This is a genomic window from Prosthecobacter sp. (assembly GCF_020439865.1).
GTDB lineage: Bacteria > Verrucomicrobiota > Verrucomicrobiia > Verrucomicrobiales > Verrucomicrobiaceae > Prosthecobacter.
Genome location: NZ_JAGRPF010000051.1, coordinates 41,639 through 68,217, shown reverse-complemented (window position 1 = coordinate 68,217; position 26,579 = coordinate 41,639). Strand labels below are relative to the sequence as shown.

Sequence of the window (26,579 nt, the reverse complement as noted above, 5' to 3'; positions counted from 1 at the left end):
TGAAGCGCATAGGGACTCAACGCCGACGGCGCAGCAGCAACCCTGCAACACCCAGGAGCAGCAGCAACGCACGTGACGGTTCGGGAACGACTACCACGATGCCGTAGCTGGTGAATGCCGAGGTGTCCCAGCCAAGCCCGGCACCCAGCGTCGGAAGGTCGAAGTCGCCCAGGACACCTCCGTTCACAAAACCGGTGCCAGCACTGAAGGTGCCGCCCATGACGCCCTGCCAGTCGATCAGGTTGAACACGTCCCCCTGTGCCGCCGTGGTAACGTACCCGAGGTCGGCGATGGCGATGACTCCCGTGCCGGCTCCGCCGCTGCGAGTGCCGAGTGAGATCGCTCCGTTGGTGAGATTGATGAAGTCCATGTCCGAGGTGGCGGCCGGAGCTGCATTCCACGAGGCGAGTTCGCCGGAACCAACACCCGTGAGGAAACTGAGAGCATCGGTGGCCGCACCCGAGCCGATGGCCGCGACATAGGCTGAACTGTTATAAGTCTCGTTGGTGATGCCAAGCTGGATCTGACCTCCGTTCTGCACCTCCAGCGCTGTGGAAGCTGCGGTGAAGGTCAGCGTCTGGTTGCTGGTGGCCGTGTCACCCACACCCGGCGCGAGAACGGTGCCGCTGCCCAGAATCGTGCTGCCGCCAATACTGCCAGAGCCGGTGAGTTGCGTTCCTGCGCCGGTGACGGTGACGCTTCCCGCGCCGTTGAGGGAACCGCTGGTGCCGTCTCCGACCTGGAGAACGCCACCGGACACGGTGGTGGGACCATCGTAGGTGTTGGCGGCATTCAAGATGGTCGTGCCACTGCCAGCTTGGGCAAATCCGCCTGCTCCTGAAATAGCAGCTCCGCTGAACTCAGTGCCCTGGGTGACGGTGTCACTTTGATTGATGGCAAAGGTTGCTCCCGAAGCGACGGTGATGGCGCTGGAGGTGTTCAGCGAACCGGTCGTGCCACCATTTCCAAGCTGCAGGGTGCCTGCGGAGATGGTCGTCGCGTCGTTGTAGGTGTTGTCAGCGAGGAAGATGGTGGTGCCCGTGCCGGCCTGCTCAAATCCGCCGAAGCCGGTGATCGCGGAGCCGTTGAACTCCACGCCCTGCGTGACGGTGTCGTCCTGCTTGACGGCGAAGGTGGCACCGCTGGCGACATTGATGCTGCTGACGATGTTCATGGTGCCGGTGCTGCCGCCGCTGCCGAGCTGCAGGGTGCCCTCGCTGATGATGGTGTTGCCGGTGTAGCTGTTGTCTCCTTCGAGGATGAGCAGACCCGCGGTGGTCTTGGTGAGATCAGCCCCCGTGTTGGTGCCGCCACCATTGAGCTGATTGAGATTCTTCAGCGTGCCGGACTGCGCATTGAAGGTGATGGTGCCGTCGTTGGTGCCCACACCATCGCCGCCGATGTTGCCGAGATCCATGTCGAGCGTGCCGCCGTTGAGGGTGACGGTGTTGGTCTCCGTTCCGATGCCGGGCGTGTAGCGGATGTTGCCCTGCACGATCAGCACGCCGGTGCCGGTGATATTGATTTCACCCGTGGCCACATTGAGAGCGTTGGCCGTCGTGTCGGCCATCTGCAGGTTGCCGGTGTGGGTCACCGTGCCACCGCTGATGTTCAATATGGAAGTCACGGTGGTCGCACCGACGGTCGCTGCATTGGTGTTGTTCTGGCCCATGTTGATCGCGGTGATCGTGGTGTCACCGCCGGTGACGTTCAGGGTGGCGGTGGAGTCGGATCCGGCGCCGTCCGTCGCTGCGTTGACGGTGCTGAGACCAAGGTTCACACTGGTGATGGTGTTGGTGCCGCTGCCGCTGATGGTGACCGTGCCGGTCGCATCCCCCGAGGTCGTCGCTGTGGTCGCCTCATTACGACCGACATACAAGGTTCCGATGGTGAACGTTCCACCAAGCTCGGCCGTGCCGGTCGCGGAGGCTGCGTTGATGTTGTCCGTCGTCCGGAATCCCACATACAATGTCGTGGCGTCCAAGGTGCCGGTGTCGAACTTGAAGATGCCGACGTTGTTGCCATTTCGGTTGCCACTGGTGGCATTGACACCGCCCACGACCATGGTGGAGAGCAGAAGATCCACCGAGTGGCCATTGAGGTCCACCGTGCCGTTGCCGTCCGCATCATTGTTCGCCGTGCCATAGGCGATGTAAAAGTTGGTCACGCGATTGACGCCGTCATTGTTCCGGAACTCCAGGGTGCCGGTGCCGGCGGCGAAGTCCAGGCTGCCGTCACCGCGGTTGGAGGCCCTGCCAATGTAGATGTTGGTCGCGTAAAATTTGTTTGTGCCGCTGCCGAGCTTGATCGCCTGGGTGACATCATCCGTCGGACTGTCCAAGGTGATGGTTGCAGCGATGATGGTGCTGTCTGGAGCAAGGGTGAGTGTGGATCCTCCTGCAGCGAACGCGCCCGTGCCTGCGCCGCCGGCGCTGTTGGTCGGGTCGCCCACACGGAAGGTACCGGTGCCGAGATTGGCGTAGAAGGTGCCGATGCCGCTCATGTCCACCGTTGTCGGATTGCTGACGTTGCTGGTCCCGCCATAGCCGATGTAAACGCTGGCGTTGGTCGGCGTGCTCGCATCGCCGATGCTGAAGGTGCCGTTGCCCGGTGTGTCTCCCGTGATGGTCAGATTGGTCGGCTTTGCGTCTCCTGACGTGGAGTTGTAACCCACCAGAAACTGCCCGTCCACCTGCAGGGTCTGGCCGCTGCCGATGGTAATCAGCGCGGCAGGCGAGGTGGTGTTGTTGGTCTGCACATACATCTGACCGCCGAAATGAGCGCTCGCCGCGGTGAGGTCGAGAGCGATCGTGGAGGTGTCTCCTCCCGAACTGCCCAAAAGCAGCCGGTTGGTGACGCTGAGCTGGGTCTGGTTGGCCGTGTAGATCAGCGTGCCGTTGCCGATGATCGTATCACCGTCGTAGGTGTTGCTGCCGCCGAGCACCAGCTTGCCGCTGCCGTTCATATAGAGGTCGAAGGCGCTCGCGCCATCGTCGATCACACCGCCCACGGTCAGCGTCTTGGTCTGGCCGCCGTTGGCTGTCACGATCACGTTGGAACCCATGGTCACCGCTCCGGTGCCGAGGTTTAGGTCGCTGGTGCCGGTGAAAGTGAAGCTGCCATTCCAAACCTGGGTGTTGTTGGTGGTCAGCGTCAGCGCGGAACCCGAGGTGTTGTTGATGGTGCCGCCGCCGATGGTAAAGATGCCGCTGCCGAGAGCGGTGGCGCTGTTGATGTTCAGCGTTGTCGAGCTTGCGATGCTCACACCACCCGCAGCACCCGAATTGTCGCCAGTCAGAGTCAAGAAACCCGCCTGCAGGTCAGTCAGGCCGTCATAGGTGTTGTCACCGTTGAGGATGAGGGTTCCCCCACCGGCCTTGATCACGCCGTAACCGGAGCCTCCGTCACCGATCCCGCCACCCACGGTCAGCGTGCTGGCGCTGACCGTGACCGTCACGTTGTTGCCGAGCGTGACCGCGCCGGTTCCGAGATTCAACGCCTGCGATCCGGTGAAGGTGAAGCTGCCGTTCCAGCTCTGCACCACAGCAGGCGAGATCGTGATGGAGCCTGCGGTAGAATTGTCAATCGTCGTGCCTGCTCCGATGGAGAAGACGCCTGTACCCAGCGCAGTGGCGCTGTTGATGTTCAGAATGCCTCCAAAGAGCGTCAGACCGCCCGCGCCGCTGTTGGTTCCGCTGAGAGTCAGCACACCGTCGCCGGTCTTGGTGACGGCGTTGTTGAACGTCACGTCGCCCGAGATGGTGAGCGAGGAACCGTTGATCCCGGTGCCGATCACTTCCCACGTCTGGACCGCACCGGTTGCAATGGGTGCCGAGATGGTGACCGCACCAGCGTTGTCACCGACGGAGATGCCGTTGTTGGCGCTGAAGGGAGTCAGGGTCAGGGTGCCGGCACCGGTGCCTTGGGCAATCGTGAAATCGGTCACTCCCGAGGGTGAACCGATGAACTGCAGGCTGTCCGCCGTGCGGCTCCCGTCCAACGTGGTGCTGAACGAAGGACCGGTCGCATTGGTGGTGCTGAACACGAGTGTGTCGGTGGCGACGGGCAAAGCACCGAGATCGATGGTGCCGACGGAGTCGCTCGCCCAGTTCGTGTTGCCAGGTCCGTTGTCAGTGGTCCAAGAACCGTCCTGATCTCCCTGCCAGTAAACCAGAGTCAACGGGCTGGCGGTGAGCTGCAGGATGGTGTTGCTGGAAACAGTCCCGTCGAACGCGAAATTAAAACCTGAAGGTGCCGTGGGTCCCAAGACCCAGGTGACGCCGTTCAACCCGCCTCCGGTGGAAGTGATCAGATCATAGGTTCCGGCCGCCAGTCCTCCCAGATCAGTCAGGTTGACCGAGATGGTACCGGTCAGCGTCGGCGTGCCAGTGAGATCGAGAACGTCGTTGATGCCAGGCACGTCGAGATCAAAGCCGATGGCGCTGCCGTTGGCCAAAGTGAGCGAGGTGACGGCAGCGGTCACCGCGGTGCCGTCGAAGAAGTTCAGCGTGCCGCCGTTGGCCACATTCACTCCGCTGATGCCACTGGCGGTGAAGCCGGCGTTCAGCGTTCCGCCAGTCACGGTCACAGTGCTGCCCAAGAGATCGGTAGTGCCGGTCACGGTGACGCTGCCGGCACCGGTCTTGGTGAGATCCGAAGTCGCCGAGGTGGCGGTGATGCCGCCCGTCAGGTTCATGAGGCCGGACGCGAAGTCGATGTTGAGGGTGGCTCCCGAGGAACCAATGGTCACCGCCTGGGTCAGCGTGGCGGTGGAGGGATCGGTGAGGCTCAGAGTGCCGCCATCGACGCCGATGCCGCTGGCCGCGCCAAACTGAGCGGCGTCCGAGAACGCGAGGGTGCCACCATTGACGCTGACCGCGTTGGAGAAGCCGGCACCAAGACCGCTGCCGGCGAGAGTGACGGTGCCGCTGGTGGTCTTGACCACGTTGCCAGTTCCGGCGAGTCCGCCGGTGGAGGTGAAATTCACCGTGCCGTCCTCGAAGTCGAAATCGACGTTCGAAGTAAGGATGCCGGTGGTTCCTGTGATGCTGCCGCCGCTCTTGAGGGAGACGGTGCCCACGGTTTCCGTGCGACTGTTGACGTCAAAAGTGCCGCCGTTGATCGTCACAGCGCTGGAATCCTCCAGCACGTTCACCGAAGTGCCGCCGAGGGCGATGGTGCCCGCGTTGATCGTGGTGCCGCCAGTGTAGGTGCTGGCTCCGGTGAGCGTGAGTGTACCAGCTCCGTTTTTCGTGAGTCCGCCAGAGGTGTTGGCGATGACGCCGCCAACGGTGACCGAGCCGCCCGTGCCGCCACCACCGACGAGTGTGACCGTGGGGGCGCTGGTGTAATCAACACCCGGATTGGTCAGCACAACGCCGGTGATCTGGCCGTAGGTGCCGCTGGCGGGATCGAGATCCACCACCGCGTAGCCCGTGGCTCCAGTGCCACCACCTCCATCGAACTCCAGGATCGGCGCGCCAATGTAGCCGGTGCCTGCGGTGAAGCTGAGAGTCGTCGCGTCCACGCCACTTCCCGTCGGCGGGGCAAGTGCTGCGGAGATGGTGGTGTTCAGACCTGCGGTATCGATCACCGCGCCTCCGGCGAAGGATCCGAAGGCGCCGTTCACAATCGTTTGGAGACCGTTGCCGTTACTGCTCATGAGCGTGGAACCATCGGAACCTGGTGTGAGCGTGCCGCCGTTGAAGTTCACCACGCCCGTGCCCGCCACATTACCCTTGTAGATCGAATTCGTGATCAACTGGCCGCCATCGAGATTGATGGTCACCGTGGGTGTACCTCCATTCTCGCGAATGGAGATGCTCCGACCCGTGTTGTCCACAACGCCGCCCGTCACGCTCATGGTGCCACGACCGCCGTTGCTGTAACCGAGAGAGATATTGGCCGTGGCCGGCGTGTGATCCACCAGGCCGCCCGTGACCGTGAATTCAAAGTGCTGGTTGCGGAAAATCATGTACTCGTCCGCCTCAAGCGTGCCGCCATCGACGCGAATCACGGCTTTGGAAGCCGCGTTCGTGCTGTTCATCTCAATGCGATGCGTCGTGACCGAACCGCTCTGGACGAAAAGGCCGCCGTAGCCTGCGGCCCCCAGGGAAATCCCGTCTGAGACGGTCGGAGTGGACGAGGAAAGCGTTCCGCCGTTCACGACAATGACACCCACACCGGTGGCATTGCCGCCGACCCTGAAGCTGTCAGTCGAGTACGTGCCGCCCGTCGGGACGTAGAGCACACCCTGAGTGCCCGCAGAATTGCCCACAAACGTGTCGAGCAGCACGGAACCGTTCGAGAAGCTGCCGGTGACGGCAAGAATGCCGCCATTGACGGTCATGTTGCCAGTCATCGTGTCATTGTTGGTGCCCGAGAGCGTGAACATTCCGGTGCCGGCTTTGATGAGGCTGAGCTGGCCTAGACCCGCGCCATCCTGGAGGATGCCGCTGAAGGTCGTGCTCGTGTCGTTGCCGCCGGTGGTCAGGGTGTCCAACCCGGCCACAGCGCTGTTGTTTTCCACCGTGCCCGACCCGGCCAGTGAGCCGATGGCCTGGGACTGGTTGTTGAGGCGCAGGATGCCTGAACCATCGACCGTGTAGGCCGAATTGGCGCTGAAGTCGTTGCCACCGGTCGCCTGCAGGACGCCGTCGTTGACCTGCGTGGCCCCCGAGTAATCCGTGCTGGGTCCAGTCTCCAGAATGCCGGTTCCATTCTTGGTCAGGCTGCCGGTGCCGGTGACCTGCTCCACGGTCAACTGTCCGGCGGTGACCGTGACGATGGAATCGGAAACGAGGGTCACGATTCCCGTGCCCATGTTGAGATCATTGGTGCCGGTGAAGGTGAAGGCTCCGCCCCAACTGATCGGATTGTTCGCCGTCAAGACAAGCGCTGCGCCCGTGGTGTTGTCGATCGTTCCACCGGTGATGGAAAAGGTGCCTGCTCCGAGCGCTGTGGCACTTTGGAAATTCAGCGTGCCTGTCGTGAGTTGCAGCGTGCCGGTCAGCGCGATGTTGTCACCCGAGAGAGTGAGGGCGCCCGCACCGTCCTTTGTCAGATCTGCCGTGCCGGAAATGTTTCCACTCACCAGCAGCGTGCTGCCGGAGTCCGTGACCGTCCAGCTCTGTGCGGCCCCCACCGTGACTGGAGCGGAGATGGTCGTGGTGGCCGGAGCACCGGTTTGCACATTGATGCCGCCGGTATCGAGGGTGAGGCTGCCGAGAACGTTCCCCTGGGCGATGGTGACGGCGCCACCGCCGGAGAGAATGTTGATCCCGATAATGCTGTAAACGTTGTCGAGCGTGGTGGAGTAGTTGCCGGAGGTGGTGGCGCTGAAGTTCACCGTGTTGGCGGAGCCCGGCGTGAAACCGGCCTCGGTGAGTCCGTCGGCGGCGGTGGACCAGTTGCTGTCTCCGCCCGCGAGGGTGGCCCAGCTTGTGTTCACACCACTGACCGAATTGCCGGTCCAATAAACGTCTCCGGTCGCAGCCACCGCCGAGGTCAGTCTCAAGGTGCCGGTGACCGGCTCCGAAAGGCTGTAGGTGAAGCCACCCGGGAGGACGCCGAGCGCCAGATTGCTGAAGTTGCCAATGGCGACCGATCCCGTGATCAGATCGTAGTCGCCCGCTGTGAAGGTTCCGATATCGATGCCGCTGATCAAGCCGCCGCCTGCATTCGCAGTGAGAATGCCTGTCCCCTGAAGGGCAATCCGGTCGGATGTTGACGTGTCCGCACCGAGCTGGAACAACAGTCCGCCGGAGGACCCGCCGTCGCCCAAGGTCAAATTGGTGTTGGTCGCGAGAGTCATCAGACTTCCGGTGCCGTCAGTGTCAAACGCCAGCGTGCTGTTGGTGATCACGGACACGGCGGATGTCGCCGCCAGCACACCCGGCTGGACGGCGAGGACGCCGCCGGCAACTGTCGTGGAACCGGTGTAGGTGCTGGCGCTCTTCAGGGTCAGCACGGCCGAGCCAGCCTTCACGAAGGACAGCGCCGCATCGACTTCACCCGCCTGCAACTGGAAGAAGTTCACGCCGTCGCGGAGAGACACCTCAACAGTGGCATCCGTGGTCTGGGTGATCGTGATCGAGCCCGCGCTCGTGCTGGCATTCTCAATGTAGTTGTCCAGCAACCCGGTTCCCGAGTCGAGCAGGTTGCCGATGGTGATGTTGTTGCCGGCGGTCTGCAGCGTCGCGTTGTTGCGCAGCGTGACATTGTTGTTCGCGGAGATGCCCAGCACATTGCCCACGCTCACGATGTGCTGCGTGTCCACGTCACTGGTGGTGTTGCCCATGATGAGGTCTCCGAACCAGGCCGAGTTGTCGCCGTTCAGTCCGAAGATGGGCCGCTGCACCATGTCATCATTCGCTCCGGTGATGCTGCCGTTGACGACGTTTCCATTGCCGCTCTGCGTGACATTCGTGGTGATGTCGTTTCCAACCGCGCCGACGATGTTGCCGTTGAAGTTGATGAAATATGTCTCGGAATTGGTCAGTGCTCCGATGGAGCGTCCGTCGTTGCGCGTGTTCTGGCCTTGTGCGGTGGTGCTCCCCGTTGTCTGAGCCGTGGAGTCACGGGCGTTGTCATTGTTGTAGATCAACAGGTCGTCATTGAGGGTGATATTCCCGTTGAAGTTCACCACATCGACATCGGCCAGATTTTGAGCGCCGATCTGCTTGGTTTGGTTGGACAGCGTTCCTTCATTTCGAATGATGATGTCCTGGTTGATGTTGCTAACGTCGCGATAGCCGCCTTCATCGATGAAGATGAGGCTCACGCTGGTGTTGGAACTGCTTGCAACCTCGCCATTGGCCTCGGCGTCACTGTTCCGGCCGAGGATGATCGGGGCGGTTCCTGTGCCGGCCACGTTGCCCGCTCCATACAAGTAGAGAATGCCCTGGTTGTTGATGATCTGACCGGTCCACTCGGGACTGTTTTCCTTGAGGGCCAGCGCTCCCGCACCGGTCTTGATGATGCCGCCATTGCCGGTCATGTAGCCGCCCGCGTTATTGAAGCTCGTGGTGCGCCGCGCCACGTTCACAACGGTAAAGCCCGAGACCGCCGCCAACGGCGTGATCCCGGTCGAATCCGTCACGGCAGGAGCGCCCGTGACGTTGTTGAACTGGAGGACGCCGTTCAACACCAGATTGTAGTCGTGCGGCGTGTTGGGTGCCGTGGAGCTATTGGTGGGAGCAACGTCCAAGGTGCTGCCCCCTTCGAAGGTGAACCATTCCTGCAAGGTGAAGGTCGCATTTGAACTGGTGCTCGCGGTCTGAGGATGCAGCGCCAGAGTGGCGCCATTGCGGACGATCGTGCCGTCCAGGAAGGCGTTCGTCGAACCGAACGGCGTGCGGGTGGCGCTGCCGCTCGAAGCGGGTTCCCACTTGAGGGTGCCTTCCTTGACCTCGGTCAGGCCGTTGAAGGTGTTGTTGGCATTGGTGATGACCAGCGTCCCGAATCCGGTCTTGTCGATGCGGCCCACGGCCGGATTGGCCGCGTAGCCAGGAACTGAATTTGCCTCCGATGCGATCACGCCGTTGAAGGTCAGGGTGGCCCCAGGCCCGACGCTGATCTCCAGGCCGTTGCCGCCAAGCTTCATGCCGCGGTTGGCGTCGAGATCCACATCCGACACCACCCGCAGCGTGCCGCCGTTCGCGTAGATGTTGTCCGCCTCGGCCGCACCCGGAGTGGCGCCCAGATTCGTGTTGCTCTGGATGGTCAACTGACCGCCGTTGAGATAGGTGCCGCCGGTGTAGGTGTTGGTTCCCGTGAGGATCAGGTTGCCCGAACCGGTTTTCACCAACGCGTTGCCGCCCACACCACTGCCGGAGTTGTCCTGGATGACCGAACTGATGGTCATGTCTCCTCCGCCATACTGATGGATGATCAGGTCGGTGTCGACTCCCGCATTGAGCGTGCCGTTCACGATCGACTTGGCGCCGGTGGTGACGAGCGAACTGACCATGATGCCGCCGCTGGAGACTTCGAGGCCGTTGGTGGCGTCAATCGAGCCCGCGCCGTCAAAGTCGAAGTGGAGGGTGTTCACCGGAAGCGCCGCAGCGATCATGCTGCCGTCGAAACCGGCGCCGTTTTCGCTGAGGTCATTGCCAGCCGTGGCCCAAGTGGACACCAGAGAATTCTCCTCGCGCGTGGGTCCGGCGAACGAACCGATGAGCCCGGTTCCGGTCGTTGCGGCGAAATCGAGCGCGTTGAGCGTGTAGCTCGCCGCAGCGGCGTTGTAAGTATACGAGTTCCCGTAGGTCGCCCAGGCGTAGGCGGTGTCATTCGCCTGAATCTGGCCGGCGCTGCCCAGAAGAGTGATGGACGAGGCGCCAGCACCCGTGACGTTCTCCACAAAATTGACTGTGCCTCCGGTCAGACGGGTCAGAGGCACCGTGGCGGAGCCGATGTTCATCGTCGCGTTGAACGCCCCGGCAGTCACGATCACGTCAGTGCCGCCCGCGCTCACGAGGGTTTCGACAACTTCCGAAGGGCCCGTCCAAGTCGAGATCGCTGCAGAGGTGTAGTTCGCGGTCTCGGCGGCGATGGCGGAAGTCGTGTCCATTTCAATGCCACCACCCGCGAGAACGAGCTTGGCACCGGTGTCGAAACGCCTGCCCGTGGCCACGCCATAGTTGGTCAGACGCAGGAGACCGCCCGACATGTAGAGGATCTCGACATCGCCGTCCGTTGTCCCTGCGCTGTTGTAGTTCACCACACCTCGCCCGATTTTGGTGAACGAAGTGAGCGCATCCACGTCGGTGTCATCCAGACGGAAATTAAACTCCATGGTGCCTCCACCGGCCTGATACGCGGTGAGGTCACGGCGGTAGGCGTTGGCGGAGGTCGCGCCCTGGTAAACAATGCGATCCGTGCCGTTGCCGAAGGTGACCGTGCCGGATGTGTTGGTGCCGGCGAGGGTGATGTTACCTTTGCCGTTGAAGTTGTTGGTGCCATCACCACCGATGTCGATGCGGCCGATGTTGAGCACCTGGCCGTCCTTGGTGAGGATGAAGGCGGTGTTAATGGTCGAGTTGTTGTTGTTTGAAGAGGAGCCTGCGCTGCCGCTCATGTCGAGACCGCTCTGGCCGTTGGCGGTGTCAGTGAATGCTGCGGCATCGGTGTAGAAGTTGCCATCTCCTTCGTAGCGCAGGATGCCCTGCTCGATCATGATGCGCCCGGCAGCATCCCACTGCTGGCGGACATTGACCACCAGTTCGTTGCTGCCGCGCATCTGGAAACGCAGGAGCTGGTTCTCGTTGTCGCTGGTCACAACGGCATTGATGCCGCCAGTCGAGCTGTCACGGAACTGACCGTTGAAATTGATGACACCCCCGTTGGAGTTCTGACCACCGGTGGAGATCAGACGCGCGTCGTTCAAGACAATGTCGGTGCTGATGGGGTTGAGCACCTCATTGCTGTAGATGTCGCCGTTGATATTGAGCGTCGCCAGGGAATTTGTTCCGATATAGGGGGTGAAGACCCAGTTGCCGGCGTTGTCCACCGTGTCGATGATAACATCGCCTCCCCAGGTATTGTTCTGGCCGTTGCTGTAGAGAACGGTTGTCGAAACGCTGTTGATGCCAATGAACAGATCCGGCGGTGTGGCAGTCGTCGCGGAGTTAATGACGTTGGTGCCAAGCTCCAAATAGAGAGAGCCGGCCATCTCCTTCGACCCTGACCTGAGTGGAGTCACCCAGCCCGTTCTGATCACGCAGCACGAGGATGCCCTCCGCGATGTTAGTGTCGCCAGTGTAGGTGTTCGAGTTGTCGAGGTAGATGGTGTTCCCCCCGGCCTTGGTGAGACCGCCGCTGCCGTTGATGGTTGAGCGGATGAACGCACTGTTGCCGCTCTCGTTCACGATGATGGCCTCACGGCTGCCGAATTCGAGCACGCCACCGGCAATGTATTGATTGCTTCCGGGAGAGGTGCCGTTCACGTCGCGACCGAAGAGGATCATGCCCGATCCATCGGTGTTCCCTGACAAACCGGTGTTCGCCGCGAGAGAATCGCCCAAATAGACATGCGTTCCGGCCTTGAGCACCAGCGCCGAACCAATTTCATTGGTATTCTGGGTGTTTGACGTGGAGGTGGGCGTGTTGGTGCCGAAACGCAGCGAGTTCATCGCCAGGTTTTCCTGAATGTTGATCGGTCGGATGCCATACCAGTCCACATCCCCGTCTGGCGCGCCATTGGTCACGTCAGCATTGAAGTTGATGTTCACGTTCTGGTCGAGCGAGCCGAGGTTCGCAAGCGTGATGGCGTGCGCGCCTGCGGCTGTGTTGTCCCGGGAGAGCCAGTATTCGGAACCCGCCTGCGTTCCGTCCCAGGTCAGCGGCCGGAGCTCTGTCGTGTTGTCGGCGTCAAAAGCCATGAAGTGATTCGAGATGTTGTTAACGCCGCCGAAGGCTCCCACCAGGATGGTCTTGTTCGTTGAAAGATCCGCGCCGCCGCCGCCTTTGAGCACGGCGGTTGCACCGGCATCGGTGATGAAGAGCCGGGCATTGCCGCCAAGCTGAGAACCAAAGGCGCCCGGAGTGTTGTCCAGCACCTGGAACTGCGTGATCGAACCGGCGCTGCGCGTGTAGGAATCGAAGGTCAAGGTGGTGAGCTGAGGCGTGGTGTTGTCGAGATCGAAGTTCACCTTGCCCGAACCGGTCGCCTGCAGCAGCGGCCCCAGGTCTTCGTTCACTGCGACGGCGCTGTTGCCAATGATGCGCAGTCGGCCCGTGGCGCGCAGTTCGATCTGAGTGGAATTGCCAACGCGGCCCACGCCGTTGCTTCCCTCGTCCAGAACGTTCGAGGAGTTGTCGAGATAGAGACTGCCATCACGGCTGAGCACAATCGAATTGGCACCCGAGAGCGCACCTGCCGCACCGGACAACGTGATGCCTCCCTTGGACACGAGCGCCGCTTCGCCCTCACCTGCACGCTGGATATAGATGTTGCCGGCAATGTCGCTGTCCGAGAGGATGTTCAGAGTTCCGGTGTTGATCTTGCTGAAACCACCCGTGCCGCCGATGACGCCGGAGACATAATGCACCTCCGGCGTGCCTGCGTCATTCACATCGAAGAGATTGGTGGCCGCCGCGCCCGTGAAATTGATGTTCCCGCTCCAGATGTCGATGCCATCGCCGTTGAGCGTCGCCAGCGTCCCGAGATCGCTGACCAGCCAGCCACCGTTCACATTGAGCGTGGCGGTCTGCGTGGTCTCCGTGTTGACGAGAAAGAGACGCGGAAAGACATCCGAATCGGACTGCAGCGTACCGTTGCCCAGATTGATCGTGTTGGCTCCGATCAACTGCGAATTGGCCGTGCCTGCGAGGCCATCAAAGCGTGCCTCGCCGTAGATGATGTTCAGGACATCGACGTTGGAGAGAACGCCGAGGTAGGTGCTTGAGGCATTCCAGTAAAAACGCGGATCGTTCAACCGGCTGCTGCCATTCGTGTTGGTCAGCGTCAAATCATTGCCACCACCATTCCAGGCACCGCGGAACTCAAGGTTCCGGTCGGCATCGATGGTGAGGCCCGCAGTGTCCGCGATGGTGATGTTCGCATCGATGCGGTCGCTGCCACTGGGACTGAGTCCGCTGGTTCCCGAGTTGTGATTGAGAAGGGCTCCCGCCCCACCATTGTCGAAGATGATGGTCCCGGCACCAGGCGCCGAGCCAATGACAAAGGCGCTGGTGTTGTTGGTGTCTCCCAAGACCAGCGTACCGAGTGTCGGATCGATGTCGAGGGTGATGGTGCGCGTGGCCGAGATGTTTTGAATGATCAACGCCGTGGCACCCACGCCGCTTGGATAGCTCGTTCCGGCATCCAAGGCCGTCCAGTTGGATGCGGTACTCCAGTTCCCGTTGGCATTCACGTTCCAGTCACCGTTCTGGCCCGCCGTCTGGGCATTGAGCTCAGGCACCCCGACAGCCAGCAACGCGGCCAGCAGCACGCGGAATGGCAGATGAAACCTGTGGGAGCGTTTCGTCGAGGTGTCAGATGGTGTCGTCGTCATGTCAGGTGTGGTTGAGTGGGCCCAGCGCATTGGAGGGCGGAGCTTTGGCGTGTTTAAATCTGGGCTCAGGCGTGTCGGATTGTGGCGGTATTGGGACGCCCGCCGTGGAGGCTGGATGGCTGATCCCACTTCTTCCGAGGGTACCTTTTGCCGCCTCGCCGCGTCATAAGTCTGCGGTTTAGATTACATCTCGGATTTGAGCTTAGAGCCGAACCTGCGGGCAGTTGACTCATTGATTCTCAGGCTCATCCCCCACCAGCCATGAGAGGCTCAAAAACAAGCCCGAGCCCAGGCTGTATGGCTGTTGTCATGACAGCGTATAAGGTTGTCCCTGCCACCGCTGCTTGTATCAAAGGCCAATCTGATCCCCACCCCGCCGAAAACGACTGACAAAAGGCGGCACGGGAATTCTCCGAAGGAACACGACTTCGCCCCTCATCGAGATCAAACCGGGCACGCGATTCCCAACAGACCTGAGTCGACAACGCCGGGTCTGAATGCAGCGAACTCTTCTGCCAACATTCGAAAAGCACATGAAGAAGTGACCGACGCAGGCCGGAACGCGGCGGGAGAAAATCATCTGGACAGCAGCAGGGCTTCTTGATGTCATCTCCGGTCATGAAACTGAACCTCACGCCCCTGCTGTGCATCGCGGCATTTTTTCCATGCCTCGCCGTCGCGGCAGATGATTGGCAAAAGGAGGCCCGTGAATTCATGGCGGCGCAGAACTTCGCCCCCATCGAGATCAAACCGGGCACGCGTTTCGAATCCGATGAAGGACGCGAACGCTGGGGCTGGATGCAGCGTGTGATCCTGCCACCGTTCGAAAAACACCTGGAGAAGTGGCCCGCTCAGGCCGCCGCCGCGCGCAGCTTCGTCAGGCAGGCCCTGATGGTGCATGCCGGTCATCCGGATGTGGATCCCAAACGGCCATGGGAAGCGATGGCCAAGGAAGGAGTGGCCCTCATCAATGCGAAGGTCGATGAGCCGCTTGTGTACTGGTTCGCCGGATGGGCTGTCTGGCAGGACCGTGAAGCCTACAGCGACGCACGCGATTACTTGTCGAAGGCCAAACGTCACAAGCTGCTCAAAGACTACCCCGCCGTGGTGGCCTCGAACATTTTAAAGGAGGACAAGGACATCATGAGACGTCCGCCTGCGGATGTCACCTCGAAGATTGACCTCGAGCGCTTCAAGCACATGCTGAAGTGCGCGACGGACACAAATGTGTACCGGCCGCAGGATGACGAGTTGCTGTTCAAAGATTTGGAGTTCGTGTTCAGCAGCACCAACGTCAAAGAACACGCCGATGAGCTCGAGAAGCTCTGCAACACACCGCAGTTCACCCCGTGGCTGCGCGAGATGCTGCAAGGCGACCTGGAGCACAAAATCGCCTGGACCTATCGCGGCACCGGTTACGCAAACACGGTCAAGGCGGAGGGTTGGAAACAGTTCGAAGAACATCAGATCAAGGCGCGGGATCATTATCTCAAAGCCTGGGAACTGCGCCCCGGCCGTGCCGCGCCCGCTTCCAAAATGGTCGAGATCGTCAAATGCGGAAACGGCAGGCAGGGAGACACGCTGCGCCTGTGGTTCGACCGCGCGATCGGCGCCCAGTTCGACTACTACCCGGCCTACTACAACCTGCTGTGGGCGCTGCGCCCGCGCTGGGGCGGCAGCGTGGAGCAGATGAAGGCTTTCTACTGTGCCTGCGCTCTGACAGGCCATCACGAGACCGCCATCACCAGCATAATGCACCGCACACTGGACTACCTCAAAGAGGACACCGAGGACCTGCGTGCCGTCCTCTCGCAGCCGCCGATGAAGAAGACCGTGGTGGCGGCCAGCCGGGCGCAGGCAGAATCCGACTATGTGTATCGTGGCTGGCAGCGTCCCTGGCGTCTCGCCGATCTGGGTGTGATGGCATGGGCGGTGGGCGATTACGAAACTGCGTACGACACTTTTCAGAAGGTGCCGGAACCGTTTCCGCGGCAGACACGGCGCAGGCTGCTGCTGATGGCCAATGAAGCCGAAGTGCGCGGACAGTCCGCGCTGTATGCATTTGGATTCAACAACGAGTGGGATGCGGCGGAGGAGATGTACATGCTGCGCAAGGTGAGTGATGCGCTGCAGGGCTATCAGGACATCGCGGCGCGCTTTCAGGGCGAGCCTCCAGGCGTGCTGATGGAGCGCATCGCCGCGTGTAAGTTCGAAAAGGCGCTCGCCACGGGTGAGTGGGTGCCCATTCAAGCCCTGCCTGACATGGCGGAATGGCATCGTCTCAGCGGCTCCTGGAGCGGCACGAAAGAAGGCACGCTCATCAACAACGGCATCGATGCGCAGGCTTTCATGCTGCACAACGGACGCACCGGATCCAACTTCGAGTTGATGGGAGAGTATGAGGTCAAGGACATCCCGAAGGCCCAGGGCCTCTGCATCATTCTCGGCTATCACAGCCAGCCCCGCGCACAGACTGAAGACTGGATCTCCTGCGCCCAATGGAGCGACTCCAATCTGATCGCCGTCTCCTCGATGCTGCGAAAATTTTACACCACACCTGCACCACGCGTCACACCGCCGATCAACGGACAAGTCTACAAATTTCACATCGTCTGCCGCAACGGCGCCGTGACCTACCGGCTCAACCACCGTGACATCGTCGTCGGTCATCGCGTCGCCTACGAGGGAAGCGATCCTTTCGAAATGCCCGAAGATTCCGTCATCGGCTTTTTCAATCACTTCTTCGATGAGAAATCCCACACGCACATTCGCCACATCAAGATCCGCAGTCTGGATCCCCCCGAAGAAATCGACAAGGAAGACACGACTCCGGCCAGTCTGACAGCACTGCGATCCGGCTTCGACGCAGAACGTCTGCGCACCATCGCAGATCTCAATGAGCGTGCACTGGTCGAAGCTGAAACACTGGCGAAGCAGCTCCAACAGGCGGGAAGAGCCGGAGAATCCGAAAAGACCGCCGCTTTCGGCGTGCAGTTAAAGCGCGGTGAGGGCATCAAACTGGAAGACATGCCGGTTCCCGCTGAGGACGAGGAATCGCTGGCCACCTTGCTTCGCGGATATCGCGCCAGCTTGAGCGCCAGACTGGCCACGGCGCGTGACGCGTGGAAAACGAAGGCGCTCAAACTGCAGGCCAACGCTCAAGATCCCCAGGAAGCCAAGGAGGTGACGCTCTATGTCGAAGCCGAGCTTGAGGCGCCGCGGAACAACAGTCCCGAAGAGCCGCTGGCCGCTTCCAACCAGATCAAGTGGCAGCGAATCGCCGGCGAATGGACACGCACGGCTGAACAGCTGATCGGCGGTGGCGACAGCACCATGTATTACGAATTCAACCGCACGCCGCCCTTCCAGATCGACTTCGACATCAAGGTCCTCGAAGGACTGCGCCCGCGCCTTGTCATGGGCAACGTCAAATTTGCCAACGAGGCCTACAAGACCACCTTCGGACTTTATCCTCAGGTCAAAGGCGAGAAGTTGTTCACCTATGAACGCAACAAGCCGTATCACATCACGGTGAAGGCCTTGGCGGAGAAGACCGAGCTATTCGTCGATGGTGAAAAAATCTGCGATGGTCCGAAGATTGACCGCGAGGTTAGCACGCTGCAGTTCCGCGGCGGCGACTGGTGGTCCAAGGGCAAAACCGAGTTTCACAAAATTCGCATTTCGCCGCTACCTTGAGGACGAAATTGAGTTTTGACCACCTCCCCGCCATGCGCCGCATTCTGTTTTTCGCACTCACCCTTGCATCGTCTCTCTTCGCTCAGGTCACTTCGGAGAACAATGACCAGCTCCGCGAAGGCCTGAAGCGTTTTCCGGAGGCGGACACGAACAAGGACGGCATCCTCACGCTCGAAGAAGGCAGGGCGTTCCTGCAGAAGATGAAGAAGAAGCCGGCGGAGGCCGCGAAGCCAAAGGCCAATGCGTTGAAGCCCGACTTCGCTGACATCGCCTACGGTCCGCATGAACGGAACAAGATCGATCTCTACCTCGCCAAGTCGGAGCAGCCGACGCCGGTGGTGTTCATGATTCACGGCGGAGGTTTCCGCAACGGTGACAAGAGCCGCTGGGCATCCGACAAGCAAACGGACCAGCTCCTCGCCAGCGGCGTGTCGTGCGTGGCGGTGAACTACCCTTTCCTCGACAGCATGCCGATCCAGGACATTCTGCGGCAATGCGCGCGGGCCGTGCAGTTTGTGCGGTCGAAAGCCGGCGAGTGGAAGCTCGATAAAACACGCTTCGCCTCCATGGGTGGCTCCGCCGGAGCGGGAACCTCCCTCTGGCTGGCCACGCATGATGACATGGCTGATCCGAAGGCCGAAGATCCCGTGCTGCGCGAATCCACCCGCCTCACTTGCGCCGTGTGCAATGCCACCCAGGCCACCTACGACCTCACGCGCTGGGAATCGTTTCTGGGACCGGTGAAACCCGAGTTCAACACCAGCGAAGCCGAGGGAGCCCTGTTTTATCACCTCCCATCCGTAGCCGATCTCGCCACGGACAGAGGCAAATCCGTGCTGAAGGAATGCGACATGCTGGCATGGATCTCCGCAGATGATCCGCCGCTTTTCCTGAGCAATCCGCAGGTGGTTTCAGCGCCCACGAACCGCGGCGAATGGCTGCACTGCATCCAGCATGCTCGGGAAGTTCAAAAGGAATGCACTGCCGACCATGTGCTCTGCATCGTCGCTCAGGACGCTCCCGAACCGAAGCCCGACGCCGTCCAGTTCCTCCTGCAGCACCTGAAAGTTTCCCACTGAAGGCAAAACGCGCTTGCACAGGACGCAGACTCGATTAAAACTCGCGCCCTCCAACGCCGTTTGGTTCCCAAACATGCCTCCGTAGCTCAGTTGGTAGAGCAGTTGACTCTTAATCAATTTGTCGTAGGTTCGAATCCTACCGGGGGTACCACTCCAAAAGTGAGATGGTTGTTTTACAGGTCGGGATTGACCACCGGACGCACGCTCTTGAGCGCTTCCGCGTATCCGGCACCGCAGGCGAGACCACGATAGCGGGCCAGCACCGTCTTGGTGTCCATCGCGGCATCATTTTTCGCCGGATCGTAGTCTTCCTTGCGCACGTAGGCCATGAGGCGGCCCAGCCATTCGCTCGCTGCGGGCCATTCTGAGGAAACATCCACATACGTGTCCGGCTCAAAGCCGATGGTGTGCCCCGGCCCGTTGTCATACCAATAAACGCGTGAGGGCGACTTCACGGCATCGCGGCCCAGCAGACGCGCCGGCTGATACAGCGCGGCGTGGCAGATGGCGCTGGCGGCCTCATGGTCCGGGTGGCGATCACGCGGCCAGAGCATGAAGGCGGTGTCCGGTTGCACATCGGCCACCACCTCGGCCACGGCGCGCTTGGTCTCGAGCGACGGCTCGAAGCCTAGGCTCTTCCATCCCAGAAAGCGCATTTCGATGCCGCGCTCGGCGGCCAGCTGCTTCGAGAGATCCAGCAGACCCTGTTCCCTGCCCTTCACCGGCGGCCAGTTCGTGTAGTCCCCAATCAAACTCAGGATGACCACACGCTGATGCTTCTGCACCGCGCGCAACAGCGTGCCGGGGATGCCGAAAGGGCAGTCGTCATAATGCGCGCCGATGGCGAGGAGGGTGCGTGTCATGGTGGAGACCAGTACGCAGTCACCGGTTGCTTTTATGCGGCCACGAGATCGTAGCCGCGCCATTCCTTGACGGTAACTTCAGCGAAGGAGCCGACGGGAAGCTTCTTGTTGACGAAGACGGTGGTGTCGATGTCGGGGGCGTCCATCTCGCTGCGGGCGACACCAGGCTCTTCGACGAGGACGCGCACCTTGCGGCCAACCTGGGTGGTGTTGAAGCCTTCGATGCTGCGCTGGATGGCGCGCATGGCCTCGTTCCAGCGGGCTTTGCGGGTCATGTGATGGATCTGGTCCTCCATCTTCGCGGCGCGGGTGCCTTCCTCCTTGGAGTAGTTGAACACGCCGGCACGCTCGAACTTGGTGTCTTCGATGAACTGGAGCAGTTCGTTGAAGTCAGCCTCGGTCTCGCCGGGGAAGCCGACGATGAAGGTGGTGCGGATGGCAATACCGGGGATGCCGGCGCGAATGCGCTTGATGAGATCGCGGATGTAAGCGCCGTCGGTCTCGCGCTTCATGAGATTGAGCATGTTGTCGCTGATGTGCTGCAGCGGCATGTCGATGTAGCGCGCGACTTTCGGCGACTCGGCGATCGCCTGAATGAGGTCGTCACTCCAATGCGCGGGATGCGTGTAGAGGAGGCGTATCCAGAAGTCGCCTTCGATCTTGTTGAGCTCACGGATAAGCGTAGAGAGGGATTCGCCCTTGCTGGAATCGACGCCGCTGCGCGGCTTGGGGCGCTCCCCTTCCCACTTGTCCATGCCAAAGTAGGTGGTGTCCTGAGAGATGAGGTTGATCTCCTTCACGCCGCTGGCGACGAGCTGGCGCGCCTCTTTGACGATGCTCTCCTGCGTGCGGCTGCGGTGGCGGCCGCGGATGCGCGGGATGATGCAGAAGGAACAGGGATGGTTGCAGCCTTCGGCGATCTTGATGTAGGCCATGTGCTTCGGCGTGAGGCGGAAGCGCGGCGTGTCGTAGTCGGGAATGTACTGCGGCTGCTTGGTGACGAGGTTTTCCTGCTCGTGATCCTTGGTGCCGACGAGGTTCTGAATGATGGGAGCGACCTGCGTGATCTGGTCGAGCCCAATGAAGGCGTCCACCTCCGGCATGAGGCCAGGGAGTTCCTGCGAGAAGCGCTGCGAGAGGCAGCCGGCGACGATGATCTTCTGCCGCGTGCGTTTCTTCGAGCCCGCGCGTCCGTCCACAGCGTCATGCACAGCGCCAACGCTCTCCTTTTTGGCCATGTCGATGAACGAGCAGGTGTTCACGATGAGCACGTCCGCGAGATCGGGCTCAGGCGTCATGACCATGCCCGCCTGCTGGAGGTGGCCGATCATGATTTCCGAGTCGATGAGGTTTTTCGCGCAACCGAGGGAGACGAGGCCGACTTTGATCATGGGGGCGCGGAGTCTAACCCCTTTGCGGCTTGCGGAAAGAAGAAAGATCGCCCCCGAAAGCGGTTGCTCCGGGGGCGATCTTGGTCGGGCACGTGGAGATCAGGCCGCCATGGCCGCGGTAGGTGGCGACGAGCGGCTGGCGGTGAGGTCGAAGGCGGGGTCTTGTTCCGGCTTCTTCACCGCTTTGGCGAGCGATTTGCTCAAGCCGTCGAGCGAGTAGGGCTTGAGCATAATGTCCACGGGCGGCGGGTGTCCCTGGCTGAGGATCATGAACTCGTCCGGATCGATGACAAAGCCGCTGCAGACGACGACGGGCACATCGTTGCCGACGGCACGCAGTTCTTTGAAGGTGTCGCGGCCGGAGAGCTTGGGCATGTAGATGTCGAGCAGCACGGCATCGACCTTTTCATTGCTGCGCAGCAGAATGTCGAGCGCCTGCTGACCGTCGCAGGCTTCGAGAACCCGGTATCCGAGGAAGCCGAGCATGTTCAAGGCGATCGAACGCACCGGAGCCTCGTCATCGACGACCAGGATGGTGGTCTGACCGCCCGCTGGAGCGTTGATCGCCGGGCCATGGTCGACCGTGTCCTCATCTTCGACCTTGTCGGGATTGAGCACCCGAGGAACGAACACACGGAATTCGCTGCCACGTCCGACTTCACTGTCAAATTCGATCCAGCCGCCATGCTCACGCACGATGTCCTGAGCCGTGGAGAGGCCAAGTCCCGTCCCCAAGCCACCCTTTTTGGTTGTGAAGAACGCCTCAAAGACACGATGACGGTGCTCTTCGGAAATGCCGTGACCGTTGTCCCGAACCACGAGCATCACAAAATCGGAGGCGTCAGTGCCAACGGCATCCGAAGGATTGCGATGAGTGACGTTCTCGACGGCGATTTCGATGACGCCTTTGTCCGCTGGCAGCGCGTCGCGGGCATTGAGGCAGAGATTCAGCATCACCTGCTCGATCTGTGTGGCATCGGCGTTGACGTAGGAGGCGTCCATGCCGCCGCGCATCTGAATCGTGACACGCGGATCGACACTGTGCTTGAGGAGATTCTGCACGTCCGCGAGCAGACGCTTGAGGTTGGTGACCTTGCGAATAGAGGTGCCGGTGCTGCGACGTGAGTAACCGAGGAGCGATTTGACGAGCTCGGCGGCGCGCGTGGTGGCATGATTGGCGTTTTGCAGCTTGTCCCGAACGCCGGCCTGGTTGGTGGCGGGCGTGAGTTCAGCGAGAGTGAGATTGCCGCGAATAGCGGTGAGGAGGTTGTTGAAGTCGTGGGCGATGCCGCCGGCGAGCTGGCCGATGGTTCCCATCTTCTGCGATTCACGCAGCTGGTTTTCCAGCACCCTCAGTTCGGAGCGGTCTTTAACGATCCAGATACGTCCGATCACCTCGCCGGCATCCGTACGCATTGGGCTCGAGCGCAGGGAAAAGACCCGGCCGTCGGTCGTCGCCAGCGGAGGTATTTCGTCCTGTGACTCAAGATTGCCGGTGGTGTTTTCGATCCAGGTGGAGATGGCCGCCTTTTCCTGAAAACGCTCCTTCAGGGCATTGAGAACGCGCGAGGCGTCCCGACCGGCAATTTCTTCCACCGCGCTGCCGAGGAAGTCATCCAGCTTTGAATTGGAGGCGATGATGGAACCTTGGGCGTCGACCACCAAAACCCCCTCGTCACTCGCGGCGAACAGGCCTTGAAGAGCGGTAAAGGCCTCCCGCAGCAGGCGCTCGGCATTGAGCAGGCGCTGTGCGTTCTGGCAGGCGTGCTGCTCGGCAGCATTGAGCGCCTGACGCTGTTTGGCAAAAATCATGTTGATGTCGCAGCGCAGCTTCCAGAAATCTTCCGGCAGCCATTCGGCGGACTGGGCGTCAGGAGGCACACCGCGCAGGACGGCCGTGGTGCCCTTCATCACCGCCGTGGTCGGTTTGAGCAGCCAGCCGGAGATCAGATAAGCGGCAAGGAAGACGCCACCGCCAAGCAGAACACCCGTGAGGCCGAAGAACCAGTCCAGAGGCTGGCCCATCATGCGGGTGGCTCCCATGGCCGGCAAGAAGCCAAACAGCCAGAGCGGGAACAGAATGCGTAGTCGCAGGGAGTTCATAACATGTCGAGGGAGTGAGGTTGGAAAAAGGGGTCAATTGGCGGCAGAATGAGTGCGGCTGACAATTCGATGCATGCAGTGCTCGACGGCAGAATTGAGGTGATTCTCCAACCAGGCTTCGATTTCGCCGCGCAGGATCGCAAGACCCTCCTGGGTTGACTGACCGCCCTGAGGAACTCGTTGCTCCAGGCGGTCAATGCGGTCACTTAAGGCACTGACGCTCATGGCGATGCCGAAAATATCATTGCGCAGCTGTTCGATCTGCACCGACCAGTCGGAACTGGTGGAGTTTTCCATCTGAGCCGCCGCAGACGCTGGTTTAGGAACGAATTGTGTCGCCATTGACACCAGATCAGAGGAAACCGAGTCCCGACCGGTGGAGCGACGCTGATTCGGCGAAGCAGAGGGAGGCAACTGGCTGGCAGTCACCCGAAGAGATTCCACGGCTACCCGAGGGCCATTTTCAGCCAGCGGTGGGGTAAAGCTGTTTCCAGGAGTCCCCAGCAAGGGCTCGGTGCTGACCTGCCCAGGTGCGAGATCCATCACCCTCTCGGATACACCAACTGGCACCATTCCTGCAGGCTTTTCGACCTCAGAGCTTTGGCGTTGTGTGGAAAATGAAAACGGTAAAGGCATGTTTGGAATCAGGCAATGGTAGTAATTTTATCAATATTAACAATAAAATCCATAATTATTTTAAAATAATTTGAATAGACAGTTTGTTTCTACAGTCGTTTCGAGCGGTTTTCATCACTCGGCATCACTCGTTCAACACCGTCTAATCTTTTGTTTATCAACTATTTACGTGTAACATGGCCTTTGTTTCCAAGTCCCTTTTCCGCTCCGTTGTCTTAAACCATGGACTGCTAATCCATTCTGACCCAAGCGCCGCCTTGCGTCACGGGGAAGCCGTGGCTAACCTCGTTCGCACATGGACGAACGCATTACTCAACGCTTGGACGCACATCTGGCCAGTCAAGGCCTGCGCCGCACCAAGCAACGGGATGTCATCGTGGAGGCAGCCTTTGCCACAGATGATCACTTCAAAGCCGAGGAGCTGCTGGAGAAAGCCCGCAAACTCGACAGCACCGTGTCGCGGGCCACCGTTTACCGGACCCTGACGCTGCTGGTGGAATGCGGGCTGCTACGCGAGGTCGATCTAGGTCGCGATCAGACCTACTACGATCCCAACTTCCTCGACAAGCCCCAGCACAATCACCTGATCTGCCTGGACTGCGACCGCGTGGTCGAATTTGAAGACGAGCACACCGCTCTGCTGCATGACTGCATTACACGCCGCCTCGGATTCCAGCCCAGCATGAAGAGCATGCGCATCGAAGCTCACTGCGACGAACTGAGCCGCCTCGGCAAATGCAAGTATCGGGATGCAAAGCTCGCGACCGCTGGCTGAAGCGGTTCACGCCTCCCTGCTCAGGATCTGCGCCAGCGCTGGAACGTCTCGATCGCCTCATACTCCGCGAGACCCAGCGCGTCATAGAGACGCGCGTTCTCCCGGTTCGTTTCCGGCGCCTCTTTTTCCAACGAAGACAGGGCACCATAGCGTGACAGGGCGTTCGCCTTGCGCTCGATTTGCAGCGGGCTCATCGGAATGGCCATATCGATCTCGTGCGGCTCCAGCGGACGCTCTTTGCCGCGATAGAGCCACACACTGCAGGAACCGGCAAACTCTTCACCTGCGCAGGCCTGCAACGCCGCCACCAGCAGGCGGAAGCAGATGCCGGAAACGCTCGACGGGTCTGCCGCATCGCCCGTGACGTAGATTTGATGAGGCTTGTGGTCCTGCAACAGACGCGTGAGCGCGAGAGTGTCTTCCGACGTGCTCACGAACCGGCGGTAACGGCCATGCTCGTAGAACGGCAGGTCCAGGAATGTAACGCGGTCATTCGCCAGACCCACCGTATGAGCGGCGTCACGCAGTTCGCCGCGCAGAATGAGTCCCTTCAACTGCCTGATCACGGGCGGATCCTCACCAAACTCACCTTTCTCCTCCAAGAGAGCCAGCGCTTCGCGTGCATAAGCCACCTGTGGTCCCCATGCATCTGGTTTGGCCGCATTGGAGGCCAGTTCCAAAAGCGTTTCAGCAAACTTGTCCGCCTCGCTGTCCGGCACCCGCAGGCTGCCAGAGGTCAGCGCGATCAATCGAACATCATGCCCCTGCTCAACGAGGCGGTCGATCGTCCCACCCATGCCGGTAATGGCATCCTGCGGCTCGGGACTGAACACCAGACAGCGCTTCGGATACGGACGCGCACGCTCTGGGCGATAAGTATCATCCTCGTCCGGCTTGCCGCCTGGCCATCCGGTGATCGTGTGCTGGAGCTGGTTGAAGATGCGGATGTTGAGCTGGTAGGCGGGTCCCTGCTCGGAAAGCAGGTCGGACAGGCCATTCTCATTGTAGTGCTCATCAATAAGCTTCAAAATCGGCCGCTGGATCTTGAACGCCTGCCACACCATCGCCCGACGCGTCTCACGCGGCGTCCATGAGGTGGGACCAACGAGCCACGGCAGCTTGATCCGCGTCAGTTCGCGGGAGGCACCCGTGTCGATGAAGAACCGTGCATCCGGATGATCTTGAAGGAACGAGGCAGAAATCGCCTCCGTCATCGGACCTTCGACAGCCTTGGCCACCATCACAGCCTTGTTCTCTCCCCAGGCCATCAGCACCAGCTTCTTCGCCCGCAGGATGGAACCTACGCCCATCGTGATCGCGAAATGCGGCACGTTTTGCTCACCGCGGAAGTCGCTCGCCGCGTCCTGGCGCGTCACGCGGTCCAAAGTGATGCGGCGGGTCTGCGAGTCGCGGCTCGAACCCGGTTCGTTGAAGCCGATGTGGCCCGTTCGGCCGATGCCGAGGATCTGCAGATCGATCCCACCCGAGGCTTGGATCTTTTCTTCATATTGGCGGCAATGCGCGAACACCTGATCCCCCGGCACCGTTCCGCTCGGCAGATTGATGTTCGCCTTTGGAATGTCGATGTGATCGAAAAGCTGCTCCGCCATGAACATCGAATAGCTCTCCGGATGATCGGCGCTCAGACCGTAGTACTCATCGAGGTTGAAAGTGATGACGTTCTTGAAGCTCAGCCCCTCCTCCTTGTGCAGACGGATCAGCTCGCGATAAAAAGGCACCGGCGTCGATCCCGTGGCCATGCCCAGCACGGCGGGTTTCCCCGCCTTGTTCTTCTCTTCGATCAGCTGCTTCACCTCCTGCGCCAGCTTTTTGGCAGCTTGCGCGGAATCGGGGAAAATGACGGTCGGAACTTTCTCGTAGGCTTCAGCGGGAGGTCGGATAGACATGACGTTAGGTTGGGGAAATACGAAGAAGGAGCGGATTATTATCCACGCAACCCGCATTCCGGCCCATCATGCCACTTCCATTCAACAACGCCTAATGCTCCGCTGAATCAATTC

10 protein-coding genes and 1 tRNA gene are annotated in these 26,579 nt (G+C 60.7%); 4 read left to right on the top strand and 7 right to left on the bottom strand.

Annotation, left to right across the window (positions count from 1 at the left end):
• Window positions 1-16: 16 nt before the first annotated feature.
• Window positions 17-11,671 (bottom strand): autotransporter-associated beta strand repeat-containing protein, encoded by an 11,655-nt coding sequence (locus KDL09_RS04890; protein WP_294382107.1) that lies wholly within the window; start codon window positions 11,669-11,671, stop codon window positions 17-19.
• Window positions 11,628-14,015, bottom strand: coding sequence for a hypothetical protein (locus KDL09_RS04885; RefSeq protein WP_294382105.1), 2,388 nt, complete (start codon window positions 14,013-14,015; stop codon window positions 11,628-11,630). The genes KDL09_RS04890 and KDL09_RS04885 overlap by 44 nt, the downstream gene beginning before the upstream one ends.
• Before the next feature lie 618 nt (window positions 14,016-14,633).
• On the opposite strand from KDL09_RS04885, the gene KDL09_RS04880 reads away from it, so the two are divergent.
• From KDL09_RS04880 to KDL09_RS04870, 3 genes are all read left to right on the top strand, one after another.
• On the top strand, window positions 14,634-17,711 hold the full coding sequence (locus KDL09_RS04880; RefSeq protein WP_294382103.1) for a hypothetical protein: 3,078 nt from the start codon (window positions 14,634-14,636) through the stop codon (window positions 17,709-17,711).
• Between the two features lie 32 nt (window positions 17,712-17,743).
• Window positions 17,744-18,790: an alpha/beta hydrolase fold domain-containing protein gene (locus tag KDL09_RS04875; protein WP_294382101.1), complete on the top strand. Its 1,047-nt coding sequence runs from the start codon at window positions 17,744-17,746 to the stop codon at window positions 18,788-18,790.
• 75 nt (window positions 18,791-18,865) lie between these two features.
• Window positions 18,866-18,941: transfer RNA gene (locus KDL09_RS04870), tRNA-Lys, on the top strand.
• A gap of 22 nt (window positions 18,942-18,963) precedes the next feature.
• Here the strand turns inward: KDL09_RS04870 and KDL09_RS04865 are convergent.
• The 4 genes from KDL09_RS04865 to KDL09_RS04850 all read right to left on the bottom strand — a co-directional run bounded on the left by KDL09_RS04865 (window position 18,964) and on the right by KDL09_RS04850 (window position 23,783).
• Complete coding sequence (locus KDL09_RS04865) at window positions 18,964-19,653, bottom strand: PIG-L family deacetylase (protein WP_294382099.1); 690 nt, start codon at window positions 19,651-19,653, stop codon at window positions 18,964-18,966.
• 32 nt (window positions 19,654-19,685) lie between these two features.
• Window positions 19,686-21,044: a 30S ribosomal protein S12 methylthiotransferase RimO gene (gene rimO / locus KDL09_RS04860; protein WP_294382097.1), complete on the bottom strand. Its 1,359-nt coding sequence runs from the start codon at window positions 21,042-21,044 to the stop codon at window positions 19,686-19,688.
• A gap of 99 nt (window positions 21,045-21,143) precedes the next feature.
• Window positions 21,144-23,147 (bottom strand): ATP-binding protein, encoded by a 2,004-nt coding sequence (locus KDL09_RS04855; RefSeq protein ID WP_294382095.1) that lies wholly within the window; start codon window positions 23,145-23,147, stop codon window positions 21,144-21,146.
• Window positions 23,148-23,180: 33 nt separating this feature from the next.
• The gene (locus KDL09_RS04850) at window positions 23,181-23,783 is read right to left on the bottom strand and encodes a hypothetical protein (protein WP_294382092.1); all 603 of its coding nucleotides are present in this window, start codon (window positions 23,781-23,783) and stop codon (window positions 23,181-23,183) included.
• 295 nt (window positions 23,784-24,078) lie between these two features.
• On the opposite strand from KDL09_RS04850, the gene KDL09_RS04845 reads away from it, so the two are divergent.
• Window positions 24,079-24,558 (top strand): transcriptional repressor, encoded by a 480-nt coding sequence (locus KDL09_RS04845; RefSeq protein ID WP_294382090.1) that lies wholly within the window; start codon window positions 24,079-24,081, stop codon window positions 24,556-24,558.
• Window positions 24,559-24,578: 20 nt separating this feature from the next.
• Here KDL09_RS04845 and nagB read toward each other — a convergent pair whose 3' ends face one another.
• The gene (nagB, locus tag KDL09_RS04840) at window positions 24,579-26,465 is read right to left on the bottom strand and encodes a glucosamine-6-phosphate deaminase (RefSeq protein ID WP_294382087.1); all 1,887 of its coding nucleotides are present in this window, start codon (window positions 26,463-26,465) and stop codon (window positions 24,579-24,581) included.
• Between the last annotated feature and the right edge of the window lie 114 nt (window positions 26,466-26,579).

Excerpts from the sequence above, each read along its gene's own strand:
- KDL09_RS04885 (WP_294382105.1), bottom strand. The coding sequence starts at position 14,015 with ATGACGACGACACCATCTGACACCTCGACGAAACGCTCCCACAGGTTT.
- nagB (WP_294382087.1), bottom strand. The coding sequence starts at position 26,465 with ATGTCTATCCGACCTCCCGCTGAAGCCTACGAGAAAGTTCCGACCGTC.
- KDL09_RS04865 (WP_294382099.1), bottom strand. The coding sequence starts at position 19,653 with ATGACACGCACCCTCCTCGCCATCGGCGCGCATTATGACGACTGCCCT.
- KDL09_RS04880 (WP_294382103.1), top strand. The coding sequence starts at position 14,634 with ATGAAACTGAACCTCACGCCCCTGCTGTGCATCGCGGCATTTTTTCCA.
- KDL09_RS04875 (WP_294382101.1), top strand. The coding sequence starts at position 17,744 with ATGCGCCGCATTCTGTTTTTCGCACTCACCCTTGCATCGTCTCTCTTC.
- KDL09_RS04850 (WP_294382092.1), bottom strand. The coding sequence starts at position 23,783 with ATGCCTTTACCGTTTTCATTTTCCACACAACGCCAAAGCTCTGAGGTC.
- KDL09_RS04890 (WP_294382107.1), bottom strand. The coding sequence starts at position 11,671 with ATGGCCGGCTCTCTCTATTTGGAGCTTGGCACCAACGTCATTAACTCC.
- KDL09_RS04855 (WP_294382095.1), bottom strand. The coding sequence starts at position 23,147 with ATGAACTCCCTGCGACTACGCATTCTGTTCCCGCTCTGGCTGTTTGGC.
- rimO (WP_294382097.1), bottom strand. The coding sequence starts at position 21,044 with ATGATCAAAGTCGGCCTCGTCTCCCTCGGTTGCGCGAAAAACCTCATC.
- KDL09_RS04845 (WP_294382090.1), top strand. The coding sequence starts at position 24,079 with ATGGACGAACGCATTACTCAACGCTTGGACGCACATCTGGCCAGTCAA.